Annotated in this window: 11 protein-coding genes; 5 read left to right on the top strand and 6 right to left on the bottom strand. The window is 62.9% G+C overall.

All coding sequences use genetic code 11. The features are described from left to right. Positions 1 to 147: 147 nt before the first annotated feature. The 5 genes from TU80_RS33125 to TU80_RS20505 all read left to right on the top strand — a co-directional run bounded on the left by TU80_RS33125 (position 148) and on the right by TU80_RS20505 (position 4,206). Complete coding sequence (locus TU80_RS33125) at positions 148 to 315, top strand: hypothetical protein (RefSeq protein WP_017848446.1); 168 nt, start codon at positions 148 to 150, stop codon at positions 313 to 315. A gap of 13 nt (positions 316 to 328) precedes the next feature. Further along, complete coding sequence (locus tag TU80_RS20520) at positions 329 to 568, top strand: DUF3203 family protein (protein WP_017848445.1); 240 nt, start codon at positions 329 to 331, stop codon at positions 566 to 568. A 184-nt stretch (positions 569 to 752) separates the two neighbouring features. Beyond that, entirely contained in the window at positions 753 to 2,168 is a 1,416-nt protein-coding gene (gene ccoG / locus TU80_RS20515) for a cytochrome c oxidase accessory protein CcoG (RefSeq protein WP_057005256.1), read from the top strand. A gap of 94 nt (positions 2,169 to 2,262) precedes the next feature. Continuing rightward, positions 2,263 to 3,672, top strand: coding sequence for a GntR family transcriptional regulator MpaR (gene mapR, locus TU80_RS20510; protein WP_017848443.1), 1,410 nt, complete (start codon positions 2,263 to 2,265; stop codon positions 3,670 to 3,672). Between the two features lie 69 nt (positions 3,673 to 3,741). Then, the gene (locus tag TU80_RS20505) at positions 3,742 to 4,206 is read left to right on the top strand and encodes a hypothetical protein (RefSeq protein ID WP_234427196.1); all 465 of its coding nucleotides are present in this window, start codon (positions 3,742 to 3,744) and stop codon (positions 4,204 to 4,206) included. A 12-nt stretch (positions 4,207 to 4,218) separates the two neighbouring features. Here the strand turns inward: TU80_RS20505 and TU80_RS20500 are convergent, their stop codons facing one another. The 6 genes from TU80_RS20500 to TU80_RS20475 all read right to left on the bottom strand — a co-directional run bounded on the left by TU80_RS20500 (position 4,219) and on the right by TU80_RS20475 (position 16,235). Continuing rightward, a complete protein-coding gene (locus tag TU80_RS20500) occupies positions 4,219 to 4,965 on the bottom strand; it encodes an SDR family oxidoreductase (protein WP_017848441.1) in 747 nt (248 codons plus the stop codon). Between the two features lie 54 nt (positions 4,966 to 5,019). Next, entirely contained in the window at positions 5,020 to 7,116 is a 2,097-nt protein-coding gene (locus TU80_RS20495) for a putative bifunctional diguanylate cyclase/phosphodiesterase (protein WP_057005255.1), read from the bottom strand. Positions 7,117 to 7,268: 152 nt separating this feature from the next. Next, positions 7,269 to 8,738 (bottom strand): efflux transporter outer membrane subunit, encoded by a 1,470-nt coding sequence (locus tag TU80_RS20490; RefSeq protein WP_017848439.1) that lies wholly within the window; start codon positions 8,736 to 8,738, stop codon positions 7,269 to 7,271. Beyond that, positions 8,735 to 11,842, bottom strand: coding sequence for an efflux RND transporter permease subunit (locus tag TU80_RS20485; protein ID WP_057005254.1), 3,108 nt, complete (start codon positions 11,840 to 11,842; stop codon positions 8,735 to 8,737). The genes TU80_RS20490 and TU80_RS20485 overlap by 4 nt, the downstream gene beginning before the upstream one ends. After that, complete coding sequence (locus TU80_RS20480; protein WP_057005253.1) at positions 11,839 to 14,940, bottom strand: MdtB/MuxB family multidrug efflux RND transporter permease subunit; 3,102 nt, start codon at positions 14,938 to 14,940, stop codon at positions 11,839 to 11,841. Before TU80_RS20480 ends, TU80_RS20485 begins: the two co-directional genes overlap by 4 nt. Continuing rightward, complete coding sequence (locus TU80_RS20475) at positions 14,937 to 16,235, bottom strand: MdtA/MuxA family multidrug efflux RND transporter periplasmic adaptor subunit (protein ID WP_046383194.1); 1,299 nt, start codon at positions 16,233 to 16,235, stop codon at positions 14,937 to 14,939. The genes TU80_RS20480 and TU80_RS20475 overlap by 4 nt, the downstream gene beginning before the upstream one ends. Between the last annotated feature and the right edge of the window lie 133 nt (positions 16,236 to 16,368).

Here is a 16,368-nt window from a genome sequence, read left to right as displayed (position 1 = left end):
GCACCGCTCTCCCTGAGCAGGGCCACATAAGGTCCGAGCCCGGGGCCGGGTGAAAAGTTCAGGTGGATGTGCCGCCATCGACGGGGGGAATCAATTCCCCCGGGCGGCTGTCCACCGATAGAGCAAAGCACAAAGGAGGCCACACCGATGAATATCCCGATTCCCGCGCAAACGCCCGATCCGAATATCGACAAGCCGACCCTGCCGCCCACCGAACCGGCTGCGCCTCCTGAGGAGGAACCGCCGCAAGACCCGCCCGTGCGGGTGGAGGAACCGTTGGCGCAAGGCTACCCGCTCACCATCACCAGACGATGACAAGGAGTTCACCATGCCTGTACGTATCGAAAACCAGATCTGCTACTTCACGGTCGATGACAACGGCCAGGAACAAAGCCTGCCGGCGTCCCAGGTCACCGTCAGTACCGACAGCGAAAAATCCATGTCTTTTGTGGCGCTGAACGACGACCGGATCTACATCACCGAGGTCGAGGCCGACGCGCTGACCGTCGCCGGCGCCCAGGATGGGCGCAAACACCTGAAGGCCAGCGACAGTGATTCGGTGATTTGATTGATCTGTATCAGCACACGCTGAATCGAGCTGCGCCCCAGGCGCCACGGGGTGCAGCACATTGTCGCAGCAGGGCCTTTGCAGCGCATCTGATCCGCTTTTTATCGCCACACCTGAGTCTGTTATGCAAACAGCACGACGAGCATAGTTCACCGGCCTGATGGAGGCTGATGAGCAAACGACCATGAGCGAAATGATCCCCGTCCGAACCGTGGAAATCCACGAGCCTGCGCCCCCGAAGAAGGTGACGGCCAAATCCAGCGATAACCAGATCCATACCCGTAGCTTCACCGGCCTGTACCGCACCTTGCGCGTGGCCGGTGCAGGCTTTCTGTTCCTGGCGTTTTTCGGCACGGTGTGGCTGAACTGGGGCGGGCGCCAGGCCGTACTGTGGGACCTGGCCGAAAGCAAGTTCCACATATTCGGCGCCACGTTCTGGCCGCAGGACTTCATCCTGCTGTCGGCGCTGTTGATCATCTGCGCCTTCGGCCTGTTTGCGATCACCGTGTTCGCCGGCCGGGTGTGGTGCGGCTACACCTGCCCGCAAAGCTCGTTCACCTGGCTGTTCATGTGGTGCGAAAAAGTCACCGAAGGCGAGCGCAACCAGCGTATCAAGCTGCAAGCGGCACCCTGGAGCCTGAACAAACTGGCGCGGCGCTCGGCCAAACATACGCTGTGGCTGAGTATCAGCGTGCTGACCGGGTTGACCTTTGTCGGTTACTTCACACCCATTCGCCCGCTGGCCAGCGAACTGCTGACCTGGCAGATGGGCGGCGTGAGCCTGTTCTGGGTGGTGTTTTTCACCGCCGCCACTTACCTCAACGCCGGCTGGCTGCGCGAAGCGGTGTGCATGCACATGTGCCCGTATGCGCGGTTCCAGAGCGTGATGTTCGACAAAGACACGCTGACCATCTCCTACGATGCGGCCCGTGGCGAACACCGCGGCCCGCGCAAGCGTGAAGCCAAACCGGCGGACGTCGGCCTCGGCGACTGCATCGATTGCCAATTGTGCGTGCAAGTGTGCCCCACCGGCATCGATATCCGCGACGGCCTGCAAATGGAATGCATCGGCTGCGCGGCGTGCATCGATGCCTGCGACTCGATCATGGACAAAATGGGTTACGCCCGCGGCCTGGTGAGCTACACCAGCGAACATCAACTGCAAGGCGGCAAGACCCACCTGCTCAGACCACGTCTGATCGGCTACAGTGCGGTGCTGCTGGTGATGATCGCGGCGTTGGTCGTGGCACTGGTGCAGCGGCCGATGGTGTCGCTGGACGTGACCAAGGACCGCGGCATGTTCCGCGAAAACAGCCAGGGCCTGATCGAAAACATCTACAGCCTCAAGGTCATCAACAAGACCCAGCAACCCCAGGACTACCGCCTGGAACTGCTGGATGGCGAAGGCTTCCAGCTGCAAGGCAAGACCCAGATCAGCCTGGCGCCGGGGGAAATCAGCGACGTGCCGGTGTCGGTGGCGTTGCTGGCGGACAAGCCGACGAGCAGTTCGCAGATCCTGCGCTTCAAGGTCACCGACGTCGACGAACCATGGGTCTACAGCGCTGCCGACAGCCGTTTCGTGGCACCGTTGAACCGCTGAGGGTTGGCCGGCATAAGAGATCAAATGTGGCAGCCGCTCAGCCGGCGGCCACATTTCGCCCTGCGTACATCTTGAGAAGATTAATTTGGCTACCATGAAACGCTACGAAAAATTCGCCGACGACATCGCAGAACTGATCCGCTCCGGCGTGCTCGGCCCTGGCCAGCGAGTGCCTTCGGTGCGCTATGCCAGCCAGACCTACGGCGTCAGCCCGTCCACGGTGTTCCAGGCGTACTACCTGCTGGAACGCCGCGGCCTGATCCGGGCACGACCGCGTTCCGGCTACTTCGTCAACACCCATGCGCCCAGCCCGTTCTCCGAACCGGTGGTGAGTGAACACGTGCATGAATCCACCGAAGTCGATGTGAGCGAATTGGTGTTCTCGGTGCTCGAGTCCATCAAAGACCCGAATACCGTACCGTTCGGCTCGGCCTTCCCCAGCCCGATGCTGTTCCCGCTGCCCCGCCTGGCCCGCTCCCTGGCCAGCGCCGCCCGTGAGATGGACCCGCGCCTGGTGGTTACCGACATGTCGCCGGGCAACCCGCAACTGCGCCGGCAGATTGCCCTGCGTTATATGGTCGGTGGCCTGATGTTGCCGATGGAAGAGCTGCTGATCACCAACGGCGCCCTCGAAGCCCTGAACCTGTGCCTGCAGGCCGTCACCGAGCCGGGCGATCTGGTGGCCATTGAAGCGCCGGCGTTTTATGCCTGCCTGCAAGTGCTCGAACGCCTGAAACTCAAAGCGGTGGAAATCCCCGTGCATCCGCGTGACGGCATCGACCTCAACGCCCTGGCGCAAAGTCTGGAGCGCTACCCGATCAAAGCCTGTTGGACCATGACCAGTTTCCAGAACCCCATGGGCGCCACGCTGCCGGAAGCGAAGAAACAGGAATTGGTGGAGCTGCTGCGCCGCCATCAGGTGCCGTTGATCGAGGACGACGTCTACGCAGAGTTGTACTACGGACAACAGGCACCGAAACCCGCCAAGGCCTTCGACACCGAGGGCCTGGTGATGCACTGCGGCTCCTTCGCCAAGAGCCTCGCACCGGGTTATCGCATTGGCTGGGTGGCGGCCGGGCGCTATGCGCAGAAGGTCGAGCGTTTGAAGCTGATGACCTCGTTGTGCCCGTCGATGCCCGCCCAGGCGGCGATTGCCGACTACCTGCAACATGGCGGCTATGACCGGCACTTGCGCAAATTGCGCTACGCCCTGGAAGAACAGCAAAGCGCCATGCTCGCGGCCATTGCCCGGTATTTTCCGGCGCAGACGCGGGTCAGCCAGCCGGCCGGCGGGTATTTCCTCTGGCTGGAATTGCCGGAGCAGACGGATTCATTGAAGTTATTCCAGATGGCCTTGGCCCAGGGCATCAGCATCGCGCCGGGGCCGATTTTTTCGGCGACCCAGCGTTTCAGGAACTGTATCCGCCTGAACTACGGCAGCCCGTGGTCGGAAGCATCGGAAAAAGCGATGGAGACGTTGGGACGCATTGTGCGCTCGTTTTGACGCGGAACCAGATCGACGCACGTACCACACAGGACACTCACTATTCCTGGTTCGAACTGGAGGTTTCCTATGAGCGTTTCTGTACCCCCAAGGCTTGCACACCTGCCCATCCCGCCCAACTACATGCGTGCCGTCGAACAAAAGCAGGTTCGCGAGATGTACGCTCCGCTGGACCGACCGGCCGGCGACCTGCGCTCGGCACAGCAGATCATCGACCAGAGCCCGGTCATGACGCACTTCCTGCAAGGCCGCGACAGTTACGCGATCGGCGACGACCTCAAGCAGCAGGTCGGTGACTGGGGCCTATCCAATACAGACGCCAATGCACGGGCGGGCGCGGCCTACAACCTGGAACAAGTGCTGCGCTTTGTCGATAACCTCAACGACCACACCTTGCACGGCAGCCAGGCCCGCAACGGGCGTATCGACGGTTTCTTCAACGACGGCTATGGCACCCTGGAAAACTCCGAAGCCAGCCGGCTCAAGGCGTTTTCCTTTAAAGGTTATGAAGTGCTGCGCCATCTGCCGAGCTGAAGGCCGAGGGCCTCAACGACCGCCGCCCAGGTCGACGAACGTCCCGGTGGCATAGGACGCCTTGTCCGACAACAACCAGACAATCGCCTCCGCCACCTCGTCCGGCCGGCCGCCACGGGCCATGGGAATCCCGGACTCCAGCTTGCTGACCCGGTCCGGATCACCGCTCAGGGCATGGAAGTCGGTGTAGATATAGCCGGGGCGCACCGCGTTGACACGAATGCCCTCGCCCGCCACTTCCTTCGCCAGCCCGATGGTAAAGCTGTCCAGCGCGCCCTTGGAGGCGGCGTAGTCGACATATTCACCCGGCGAACCGAGGCGCGCCGCCACCGACGACACATTGACGATGCTGCCGCCCTGCCCACCATGCCGGGGCGACATACGCAGCACCGCGTGCTTGGCGCACAGAATCGGGCCGAGCACGTTGGTCTTCATGATCTTCAGGATGCGGAACTCGGACATTTCATCAACACGGGATTTATGCCCCACGGTGCCGGCATTGTTGACCAGTGCCGTCACCCGCCCCAGCTCGTTGTCAACACGATGGAACAGCGCGATCACCTCATCCTCGATGCTCACATCGGCGCGCACCGCAATGGCCTGGGCACCCAGCGCGCGGACCTGGTCGAGCACGCGATGAGCGGCCTCTTCGTCCGACTGGAAGTTGATGCAAATGCGATAGCCCTGGCGAGCCGCCAGCAATGCCGTCGCGGCGCCAATCCCACGACCGCCCCCGGTGATGATGAGGACTTTGTCCATGCCTACGCTCTCCTGAATCAACCAAATGTTTAGAGTTGGCCCCAAGAATACCCGTCAAGCACGCTGCTTGTCAGGCGCCAGCGCTGCTTGTGCCCGCAGGATGTCGGCCATGAAGCCATCCGCCGGTAACGGATGCCCGAGCAAATAGCCCTGCAACGCGTTGCACCCCAGGCGGGTGAGGAAGCTCTGCTGGACATCGGTTTCCACCCCTTCAGCGACAATCCGCAGCCCAAGGGCCTGGCCCAGGGCGACGATGGCCGAGACGATGGCGGCGTCGTCGCCGTCATGTTCCAGGTCTCGCACAAAGCCACGGTCGATCTTCAGTTCGTTGGCCGGCAGGCGCTTGAGGTACATCAGGCTGGAATAGCCGGTGCCGAAGTCATCGATGGACAGATCGACCCCCATTTCCGACAGCTGCTGCAACACCGTCATGCTCGCATCGGCATCACTCATAGCGGTGGTTTCGGTAATCTCCAGCGTCAGGCTGTTGGCCGGCAACTGGTGGCGATCCAACGCGGTGGCGACACTCTTGACCAGGCCGGCGTGGCAAAACTGCAACGCCGACAGGTTCACCGCGATTCGCCAGTCTTCATAACCCTGGGCGTACCACACGCGCATCTGACGGCAGGCTTCGTCAAGCACCCACTCGCCAATCGGAATGATCAGCCCGGTCTTTTCCGCCAGCTCGATAAAGGCCGCCGGCAGCAACAAGCCCTCTTGCGGATGCTCCCAGCGCAGCAAGGCTTCGGCGCCTATCGGGGCACCGCTGACGGCGTCGAACTTGGGCTGGTAGTACAAGCGGAACTGCTGCTGCTCGACTGCGTTGCGCAAGTCCTGCAACAACTGCAGTTGCTTGCGCGCGTTAGAGTTCATCGACACATCGAAGAAGCTGTAGCCATTCTTGCCCATGCCCTTGGCGTGGTACATCGCGGCGTCGGCGTTCATCAGCAGTTCCTGGGGCGTACTGCCGTTGCCCGGGAACATCGCGATACCCACACTGGCTGAAATTTTCAGCACGTGTTCGGCCACCTGGAACGCGCGATTGATCAGCACCACCTGGCGTTCGGCAAGGCCCAGGGCATCATTGGGCTGCGTCAGTTGCACCAGCAGCACAAACTCATCTCCGCCGATGCGCGCCAGGGTGTCCTGGCTGCGCAGATCTTCACGCAGGCGCTGGCTGACTTCGCGCAACAACTGGTCGCCCATGTGATGGCCGAAGGCATCGTTGACCGGCTTGAAGCCGTCCAGGTCGATAAACATCAGGGCCAGGCAACCGCCCTGCTCTTTCACCGCCTGCATGGCTTGCTGAATCCGGTCGGCGAGCAGGGTGCGATTGGGCAGGCCGGTCAGGGTGTCGTGCAGGGCCAGGTGGGTCAGTTCCTGATTGGCCAACGTCAGCGAGTCGGCCAGCACCGCGGTACGCGCCTCCAGGCGCGCGTCGAGCAACGACGTGAGCAGCGCGATAACCAGCACGGCCAGGCTGGTGACCAACACCAGGTTATCCAGGCCCTTGCCGCTCAAGCCGGTCAGCGCGGCGCCGCAGAAACTGTCGTCGGCAAAACGCGCCGCCGCCATGCCGGTGTAGTGCATGCCGACGATGGCCACGCCCATCACCACGGCGGCGCCACCGCGCGCCAGACGCACATAAGGCGTGTTGCGCCGCAGATTGAAGGCGATCCACAGTGCCGCGCCAGACGCCGCCACCGCGATCAGCAACGAGGCGCCAAACAACGCGGGGTCGTAATCGATGCCCGGCAGCATCCGCATCGCGGCCATGCCGGTGTAATGCATGCTGCTGATGCCGGCGCCCATGATCAGCGCGCCAAACCCCAGTTGCCACATAGGCAGGCGCTGCTGGCTGACCAGCCACAAGGCAAAGCCGCAGGACAACACCGCGATCAACAGCGACAACGCGGTAATGTCCAGGTCAAAACCCAGGGCGAACGGCAGCCTGAGCGCCAACATGCCGATAAAGTGCATGGACCACACGCCCACGCCCATGGCCAATGCCCCGCCCAGCATCCACAAGTAGATGGCGCGACCCTTGGCCGTGGCGATGCGACCGGAGAGGTCGAGCGCGGTGTAGGAAGCAAGCACCGCGACGAACAGGGAGATCACGACCAGAGAGGGAGAATAACTACCGATGAGCATGGAACTTCTCGAGAGCGACGGGTTGTAAACACCCGCCCCGGGTGGCAAAGCCGCGGATTGTAGCGAGAATAATTATTGAACAGGCGATTAATTATAATAGGACCAGCACCGGCATTTTGAGGTCAATCTGCCCATTCAAAAAGGCCCGGACTTCACTCCTTTTCCGCCACTTGAGTCTGCCCATCCCAACCACCGCCCAACGCGGCGATCAGTTGCACGCTGGCCACCAATCGCGTCTGCAGCAAGGTCAGCACGGTGCGTTCGTTACTCAGCGCCGTCGCCTGCACGGTGACCACATCCAGGTAAGCGATCAGCCCCGCTTTGTATTGGTTCTGGGTCAAGCGCAGCGATTCGCGAGCGGCCTCCAGGGCTTCGTTGCTGACCACGGCTTCGTCTTCCAGCACCTTGAGCTGGACCATGTAGTTTTCCACTTCGCGAAAACCATCCAGCACGGTCTGGCGGTACTTGGCCACGGTTTCATCGTAACTGGCCACGGTGCGGTCGACTTCCGCCGAGCGCTGGCCGCCGTCGAACAGGGTCATCGCCAGTTTCGGCCCGACCGACCAGAAGCGGTTCGGCAGGCTGATCCAGTCTGAATAGGTGCTGCTGGAATAACCGCCAGCCAGGCTCAGGCTCAGGTCCGGGTAATAGGCGGCCTTGGCCACGCCGATATTGGCGTTGGCGGCGATCACCGAGCGTTCGGCCGAGGCGATGTCCGGGCGCCGTTCGAGCAATTGCGACGGCAGGCTCACCGGAATCTGCGGCAAGGCCGGAATGTCCTTGCTCACGGCCAGGTTGAAGTTGGCCGGCGCCTCGCCGATCAACACGGCGATGGCGTTTTCCAGCTGGGCACGCTGCCAGATCAGGTCGATCAGGCTGGCCTGGGTGGACTTGAGCTGGGTTTGCGCCTGGGCCACGGCTTCCTTGCCGGAGACGCCGGCGCGGTATTGGTTTTCGGTCATTTGCAGGGAGCGCTGGTAGGTGTCCAGCGTGGCTTGCAGCAACCGGGTTTGCTCATCCATGACGCGCAGTTGCAGGTAGCTTTGCACCAACTCCGACTGCTGGCTCAAGCGCATCGCGGCCAGGTCCGCCGAGCTGGCTTCGGCGCTGGCCTCTTTGGCTTCCAGGCCCCGGCGCAACTTGCCCCAGACATCGGCTTCCCAGCTCACGCCCAACTGCGCGTTGAGGGTGTCGCGGATGCCGCTGCTGGAACTGCTGAGGCTGGCGTTGCTGCTGCCGGTGCCTTGGCTGGCGCGGGTTTTCCCGACGCTCAGGTCCACCGTCGGGTAAAACGCCCCACGGGAACTGCGCACCAGCGCCTGGGCCTGGCGGAAGCGCGCTTCGGCCTGGGCGACGGTCTGGTTGGCGTTGTTCAGCCGGACCACGAGGTCATTGAGTTGACGGTCGCCGTACAGCTCCCACCAGGCGCCACGGGCCAGCGCATCGCTCGGCGTAGCCTGGCGCCAGCCCTGGGCTTGCTTGAACTGCGCCGGCTCGATGACCTCCGGGCGCGTGTAGTCGGGGCCGACGGCGCAAGCGCTGAGCAACACCCCGCAGAGCACCAGGCTGGCGACGCGGGAACCACGGGGCATGGCCAATGTGGCGAAAATTGAATCGGTCATAGCGCAGTGTCCAGGGCAGCATCGGTACGCACGCCGCGCCAAGCGTTGAAACGATGGCGCGCGCGGTCGAGATAAAGGTAAACCACCGGGGTGGTGTAAAGGGTCAGGATCTGGCTGAAGACCAGCCCGCCGATAATGGTCAGGCCCAGGGGCTGGCGCATTTCCGCACCTTCGGCCCTGCCGAGCAACAACGGCAAGGCACCGAGAATCGCCGCCAGCGTGGTCATCAGGATCGGCCGCAGACGCAACAGGCAGGCGCTGCGAATCGAATCCAGCGGGCTCAGGCCATCATTGCGCTCCAGTTGCAGCGCCAGGTCGATCATCAGGATCGCGTTTTTCTTCACCACCCCGATCAACAGGAACAAGCCGAGCAAGGAGATCAGGCTGAACTCGCCGCCCAGCAGGTAGATGGAGAGCAAGGCTCCGACGCCGGCCGACGGCAAGGTCGAGAGGATCGTCAGCGGGTGGATATAACTTTCATACAGAATACCCAACACCAGGTACACCGCCACCAGCGCGCCGAGGATCATGAACGGCTGGCCCTTCTGGGTCGCCGCGAAGGCATCGGCGGTGCCGGCCATCTTGGCGATGACGTCCTCCGGCAAGCCCACCTTGGCAATCGCCCGCTCGATGGCCGCAGTGCCCTGCTCCACCGTCACGCCGGGCGCTATGTCGAAGGCGATGTTTTCCGAGGCGAACTGGCCTTCGTGGCTGACCCGGTCGTCCGCCAGGCTGCTCTCATAATGGGCAATGGTCGACAACGGCACCCGCGCGCCCGTGGAGGTGATCACCTGCATCTGGTTCAGGGTGATCGGGTCCTGGGCGTATTTCGGGTTGACCTCCATCACCACCTGATACTGGTTGAGGCTGTCATAGATCGTGGAGATCTGCCGCTGGCTGTAGGCGTTGTTCAGCACCGCGGTGACCATGTTCATGTCGATACCCAGGCGCTTGGCCTGGTCGCGGTCGACGACCAGCGTCACCTGGGCCGCGCCCCGGCCTTCGCGGGCGTCGATGGCGGTGAGTTCGGGTAACGCACGCAGTGCGGCCACGACCTTCGGGTACCACAGGCGCAGCGCAGACAGATCACCGCTTTGCAGGATGTAGGAATACTGCGCACTGGTCTGGTCACGCCCGCCACCGAATTGCAGGTCCTGGTCAGCCATCAGGAACAGCCGCCCGCCCGGCACCAAGGGCACGTTCTTGCGCAGACGCTCGATCACCGCCTGGGCGGAGACCTTGCGCTCGCTGATGGGCTTGAGTCGAACCAGCATCACCGCGTTGTTGGTGCCGCTGTTGCCGCCGATGAAACCGGCCACGCTGAGCACCGCCGGGTCTTGCAACACGGCCTTGCGGAAAATCTCCATCTTCGGCTGCATCACGCTGAACGACAGCCCATCGTCGCCGCGCACAAAGCCGATCAATTGCCCGGTGTCCTGCTGGGGCATGAAGGTTTTCGGCACCACCACATACAGCGCGATATTCACCCCCACCGTGATCAGCAGGCTGAGCAAGGTCAGGCGCCGATGGCGCAGCACCCAGTCCAGGCTGGTGGCGTAGGCCGAGACCATGCGGTCGTTGACCTTCTGGCTCCAACGCTGCAAACCGGTCAGTTGGCCTTTGATATGAGGCTTGAGCCAACGCGCGCAGAGCATCGGCGTGAGGGTCAGCGAGACCACCAGCGACACGATGATCGCCGCCGACAAGGTGATGGAAAACTCACGGAACAGGCTGGTGACGATCCCGCCCATGAACAGGATGGACAGGAACACCGCCACCAGCGACACGTTCATCGACAGCAAGGTAAAGCCAACTTCCTTGGCGCCCAGGTACGCCGCCTTCATCGGCGGCACGCCCTCGTCGATATGCCGGGAAATGTTCTCCAGCACCACGATGGCATCGTCCACCACCAGGCCGGTGGCGAGGATCAGCGCCATCAGCGAGAAGTTGTTCAGCGAGAAACCGAACAGATACATCACCGCGAAGGTGCCGACCAGCGACACCGGCACCGCCAGGGTTGGAATCAGCGACGCACGGAAGTTACCGAGGAACAGGTAGACCACCAGGATCACCAGCCCTACGGCAATCAGCAAGGTCATCTCGGCCTCGTGCAGGGTGGCGGTGATCACCGGCGAGCGATCCATCGCCAGGCTCAGCTTGACGCTGGACGGCAGCACCGCCTGCAATGCCGGCAACTGCGCCTTGATCTGCCGGACGGTCTCGATGATGTTGGCACCGGACTGGCGGTTGATCACCAGCAGCACGGCCGAGTCGTTGTTGAAGAAGCCGCTGTTGTAGCGGTCTTCCACACCGTCGCTGATCTTCGCCACATCGCCCAGGCGCAGGGCCGCGCCGTTCTGGTAGCGGATCAGCAGCGGTTCATAGTCCTTGGCTTTTTCCAGCTGGTCGTTGGCCTGGATCTGCCAGTTGCGCTCGGCGTCTTCCAGGGAACCCTTGGGCCGACGCTGGTTGGCGTTGGCGATGGTGTTGCGCACATCGTCGAGGGCCACGCCGTACTGGTCGAGGGCCTTGGGTTCGAGTTCGATCCGCACCGCCGGCAGGGAACTGCCGCCGATCTGCACTTCACCCACGCCCGGCACCTGGGACAGGCTTTGCGACAGGATGGTCGACGCCAGGTCGTACAGCTGGCCCTTCTGCAATACGTCCGAGGTCAGCGACAGCACCATGATCGGCGCCTGCGACGGGTTGATCTTCTTGTAGGTCGGCATGCTGCGCATACCGCTGGGCAGCAGGTTGCGCGAAGCGTTGATCGCCGCCTGCACTTCCCGCGCCGCGCCGTTGATATCACGGTCGGAATCGAACGCCAGGATCACCCGGGTCGAACCCTGGCTCGACGAACTGCTCATGGTGGTAATACCGGCAATCGCGCCGAACGAGCGCTCCAGCGGCGTGGCCACGGTGGACGCCATCACCTCGGGGCTGGCGCCGGGCAGGCTGGCCGACACCACGATCACCGGGAAGTCGATCTGCGGCAGCGGCGACACCGGCAGCAGATTGAAGCTGACACCGCCCAGCAACATGATCGCCAGGCTCAACAGCATGGTCGCGACCGGGCGGCGAATGAAAGGTCCGGACAGGTTCATGACTCAACCGGCTCCAGGCGTTGCGGCTCTTTGCGCCAGCGCCGCCCCAGGCGATCGAAGTACAGGTAGATCACCGGCGTGGTGAACAAGGTCAATACCTGGCTCACCAGCAAACCGCCGACCATCACCAGGCCCAGGGGTTGACGCAGCTCCGCACCGGAACCGGTGGCCAGCATCAACGGCACCGCGCCGAACAGCGCGGCCAGGGTGGTCATCAGGATCGGCCGGAAGCGCAACAGCGCCGCCTGATAGATCGCGGTCTGCGGGTCAAGGCCCTGGTTGCGTTCGGCGTCGAGGGCGAAGTCGATCATCATGATCGCGTTCTTCTTGACGATACCGATCAGCAAAATGATGCCGATGATCGCGATCATGCCCAGGTCATTGCCGCTGAGCAGCAACGCCAGCAACGCCCCCACCGCCGCCGAAGGCAGGGTCGAGAGGATGGTGACCGGGTGGATGTAGCTCTCGTAGAGCACGCCGAGCACGATGTACATGGTGACCACCGCCGCCAGGATCAGCAGCAAGGTGCTCGACAGCGAGGCTTCGAACGCCTGGGCCGCGCCCTGGAACTGGGTCTGCACGCCGACCGGCATGCCGATATCTTTCTGGGTCTGTTTGATCAACTCCACGCCCTTGCCCAGTGCGACGCCAGGGGCCAGGTTGAACGACATCATCACCGCCGGGAACTGGCCGATATGCGCAATCGCCAACTGCGCCTGGCGCTGTTCCACATGGGCCAGGCTCGACAGCCGCACCTGGCCGCCGTCGGTGGTCTTGACGTGGATCTGGTTTAGCGCATCCGGCCCCAGGGTCTCGCCCGACTGGGCCTGCAACACCACGCGGTATTGGCTGGCCTGGGTGTAGATGGTGGAAATCTGCCGCTGACCGAAGGCGTCGTACAGCGCATCGGTGATGGTCGACACGTTGACGCCCAGGCGCGAGGCCGCATCGCGGTCGATCACCAGGTACACCTGCAGGCCCTTGTCCTGCAGGTCGCTGGCGACGTCGGTGAGCTGCGGCAACTGGCTCAAGGCATGGACCAGCTTTTCACTCCACAACGCCAGCAGTTCGGCATCGGGTGACGACATGCTGAACTGGTACTGGGTGCGGCTGACGCGGTCTTCGATGGTCAGATCCTGCACCGGCTGCATGTACAGGCGGATGCCCACCAGTTTGTCGATTTGCGGCTGCAGGCGGGTGATCACCTGGGCCGCGCTCAAGTTCCGCTGCCCATGGGCCTTGAGGTTGATCAGCAAGCGACCGCTGTTGAGGGTGGCGTTGTCGCCATCCACACCGATGTAGGACGACAGGCTTTCCACCGCCGGGTCGGCCAGGATGATCTTCGCCAACTCCTGCTGGCGCTGGCTCATGGCTGCGAAAGAAATCGACTGCGGCGCTTCGGAAATGCCCTGGATCACCCCGGTGTCCTGCACCGGGAAAAAGCCCTTGGGCACCACCAGGTACAGCACCACGGTGAGGCCCAGGGTGGCGATGGCCACCAGCAACGTCAGCGGCTGGTGCTTGAGCACCCACTGCAACTTGCGCCCGTAGGCCGCGATCAACCAATCGATCCAGGCGCCGCTGGCCTTGTAGAAACGGCTCTGTTCTGCTTCCTCGGGCTCACGCTTGAGCAGGCGCGCGCACATCATCGGCGTCAGGGTCAGGGACACCACCAGGGAAATCAGGATCGCCACCGCCAGGGTGATGGCGAACTCGCGGAACAGCCGCCCGACCACATCGCCCATGAACAGCAACGGAATCAATACGGCGATCAGCGACAGGGTCAGGGAAATCAGGGTGAAGCCGATCTGTTTGGCGCCCTTGAGCGCGGCGGCCAGCGGGGTTTCACCTTCCTCGATATAACGCGAGATGTTCTCCAGCATCACGATCGCATCGTCGACCACGAAGCCAGTGGCGATGGTCAGGGCCATCAGCGTCAGGTTGTTGATCGAGAAACCCGCCAGGTACATCACGCCAAAGGTACCCACCAGTGACAGTGGCACGGCGATGGACGGGATGATCGTCGCGCTGACGCGGCGCAGGAACAGGAAGGTCACCATCACCACCAGGGCAATCGCGATCAGCAATTCGTGCTGCACGTCGGTGACCGAGGCGCGGATGGTCTGGGTACGGTCGGTCAGCACCGTCACATCCAGGCCGGCCGGCAGGTTATCGGTGATGCTCGGCAGCAGGGCCTTGATACGGTCGACTACCTCGATCACGTTGGCACCGGGCTGGCGCTGGATATTCAGCAGCACGGCCTGGTTTTCGTTGGCCCAGGCGGCGAGGCGTTCGTTTTCGGCGCCGTCGACGATCTGCGCGACGTCCTTCAGACGCAGCGGCGCGCCATTTTTGTAGGCCAGGATCAGTTCGGCGTATTGCTGCGGCGACACCAGTTGGTCGTTGGCGTCGAGCATCGACACGCGGGTCGGCCCGTCGAAGTTGCCCTTGGGCTGGTTGACGTTGGACGCGGTAATCAGCGTGCGTACATCCGACAGGTTCAAGCCGTTGGCCGCCAGGGCCTCGGGGTTGACCTTGATACGCACGGCCTGGCGCTGGCCACCGGCAATGCTGACCATGCCGACGCCGCTGATCTGCGCGATCTTTTGCGCCATGCGTGTGTCGACCAGGTCATTGAGCTTGGGCAGCAGCATGGTCTTGGAGGTAATCGCCAAGGTCAGCACCGGGGTATCCGCCGGGTTGACCTTGTTGTACACCGGCGGCGCCGGCAAGTCCTTGGGCAGCAGGTTGGTCGCGGCGTTGATCGCGGCCTGCACCTGTTGCTCGGCGACATCCATATTGATATCGAGGTTGAAGCGCAGGGTCAGCACTGAGGCCCCGCCGGAGCTGGTGGAGGCCATCTGGGTCAAGCCGGGCATTTGCCCGAACTGGCGCTCCAGGGGCGCGGTGACTGCGCTGGTCATCACATCCGGGCTGGCGCCGGGGTACAGGGTCATCACCCGGATGGTCGGGTAGTCCACCTGGGGCAAGGCCGAGACCGGCAACAAGCGGTACGAGATGATCCCTGCCAGGACAATCGCCAGCATGCTCAGCGTGGTAGCGACCGGGCGAAGGATAAACAGCCGCGACAGGTTCATGAACCGACCTTTTGCGCCTTGCCGGCGTCAGCGCCGGTCTCCCCTTTGGCCGCGGGCTTGCCTTGCAGGTGCTCGGTCGGCGTGGTCGGGACTTGGCTGCTGTCGTTGACCACTTCGACTTCACTGCCGTCCTTCAGGCGGTCGGTGCCTTCCAGCACCACGCGATCGCCGGCGACCAGGCCTTGCTTGATCACGGTATTGTCGCCGTCGCTATCGCCGACCACCAGGGGCTGGACCTTGACCTTCTTGTCGCCGTCGAGCTTGTAGACAAAGGTGCCGGCGTTGCCGAACTGGATGGCGGCGGACGGTGCCAGTACGACGTTGTGCAGGGTGTCGGCGAGCAGATGCACGTTGACGAACTGATTGGGGAACAGCGCCTGGTCTTTGTTATCGAAGCGCGCCTTGAACTTCAAGGTGCCGGTGGTGACGTCGATCTGGTTATCCAGGCTCTGCAGCACGCCGGTGGCTTGGCGCTTGGCGTCGCCGCGGTCCCAGGCTTCCACCGGCAGCTTGTTGCCGGCGTGGTAACGGGCGAGCACGGTTTCCAGGCTGTTCTCCGGCAGAGTGAAGGCCACGCTGATCGGCTGGGTCTGAGTGATCACCGCCAGCGCCGTGGTGTCGTTGGCGGCCACCAGGTTACCGACGTCGAGCTGACGCAGGCCGACGCGCCCGGTGATCGGCGCGCGGATCTTGGTGAATTCGAGGTTGAGCTTGGCGTCGTCGACCGCGCCCTGGTTGGTCTTGACCGTGCCCTGGTATTGCAGGACCAGCGCTTCGGCGGTGTCCAGGGTTTGCTTGGCGATACTGTCCTGGGCATACAAGCCGCGATAACGCTCGACATCGACCTGGGCGTTTTTCAACTGGGCCTGGTTCTGCATCAGCGTGCCCTGGGCCTGGAGCAAGGCGTTCTGGTAACTGCGCGGGTCGATTTCCGCCAGCAGGTCGCCGGCCTTGACCATCTGCCCTTCTTCAAAGGCGATCTTCACCAACTCGCCGCCCACCCGGCTGCGTACATTAATAGTGTTGAGCGCGGTGACCGTCCCCAATGCCTTGTAGTACACCGGGAACTCCCCCAGCACCGCCGGCGCCACGCGCACCGGCACCGGGCCGGTGGAGCCGCCGAAACCAGGGCGCGCCATGCCCGTTTTACCGGTGCGGCCGGCTGGCGCTTCTGGATGGGGCGCGCCGGTGGGCCAGAATTTCCAGCACAGGCCGGCGATAACCAGCAGCACGAGCAGGCCGAACAGCCAGCGACGGGAGTTGCGGGGGGAGGATTGCATGGAGTGATCAACCATTGGGCGCGAGGGCTTCTTCTTTGGGAGGCTGAAAGATAAGCACTGGGGCGCGTTAAGAAAAGCGCCTTTACCGGCTATTTACCTTGGGCTTACAACTTTTAACTTTTGAGCTTAGTCCACCGGCTATTTCGCT

The sequence above is a fragment of the Pseudomonas veronii genome, from assembly GCF_001439695.1.
Taxonomy (GTDB): domain Bacteria; phylum Pseudomonadota; class Gammaproteobacteria; order Pseudomonadales; family Pseudomonadaceae; genus Aquipseudomonas; species Aquipseudomonas veronii.
The sequence above is the reverse complement of the archived record's forward strand: the minus strand, read 5'-3'. Positions and strand labels throughout refer to the sequence as shown.

Excerpts from the sequence above, each read along its gene's own strand:
- TU80_RS20490 (WP_017848439.1), bottom strand. The coding sequence starts at position 8,738 with ATGACCGATTCAATTTTCGCCACATTGGCCATGCCCCGTGGTTCCCGC.
- TU80_RS20500 (WP_017848441.1), bottom strand. The coding sequence starts at position 4,965 with ATGGACAAAGTCCTCATCATCACCGGGGGCGGTCGTGGGATTGGCGCC.
- TU80_RS20480 (WP_057005253.1), bottom strand. The coding sequence starts at position 14,940 with ATGAACCTGTCGCGGCTGTTTATCCTTCGCCCGGTCGCTACCACGCTG.
- TU80_RS20485 (WP_057005254.1), bottom strand. The coding sequence starts at position 11,842 with ATGAACCTGTCCGGACCTTTCATTCGCCGCCCGGTCGCGACCATGCTG.
- TU80_RS20495 (WP_057005255.1), bottom strand. The coding sequence starts at position 7,116 with ATGCTCATCGGTAGTTATTCTCCCTCTCTGGTCGTGATCTCCCTGTTC.
- ccoG (WP_057005256.1), top strand. The coding sequence starts at position 753 with ATGAGCGAAATGATCCCCGTCCGAACCGTGGAAATCCACGAGCCTGCG.
- TU80_RS20475 (WP_046383194.1), bottom strand. The coding sequence starts at position 16,235 with ATGGTTGATCACTCCATGCAATCCTCCCCCCGCAACTCCCGTCGCTGG.
- mapR (WP_017848443.1), top strand. The coding sequence starts at position 2,263 with ATGAAACGCTACGAAAAATTCGCCGACGACATCGCAGAACTGATCCGC.
- TU80_RS33125 (WP_017848446.1), top strand. The coding sequence starts at position 148 with ATGAATATCCCGATTCCCGCGCAAACGCCCGATCCGAATATCGACAAG.
- TU80_RS20505 (WP_234427196.1), top strand. The coding sequence starts at position 3,742 with ATGAGCGTTTCTGTACCCCCAAGGCTTGCACACCTGCCCATCCCGCCC.
- TU80_RS20520 (WP_017848445.1), top strand. The coding sequence starts at position 329 with ATGCCTGTACGTATCGAAAACCAGATCTGCTACTTCACGGTCGATGAC.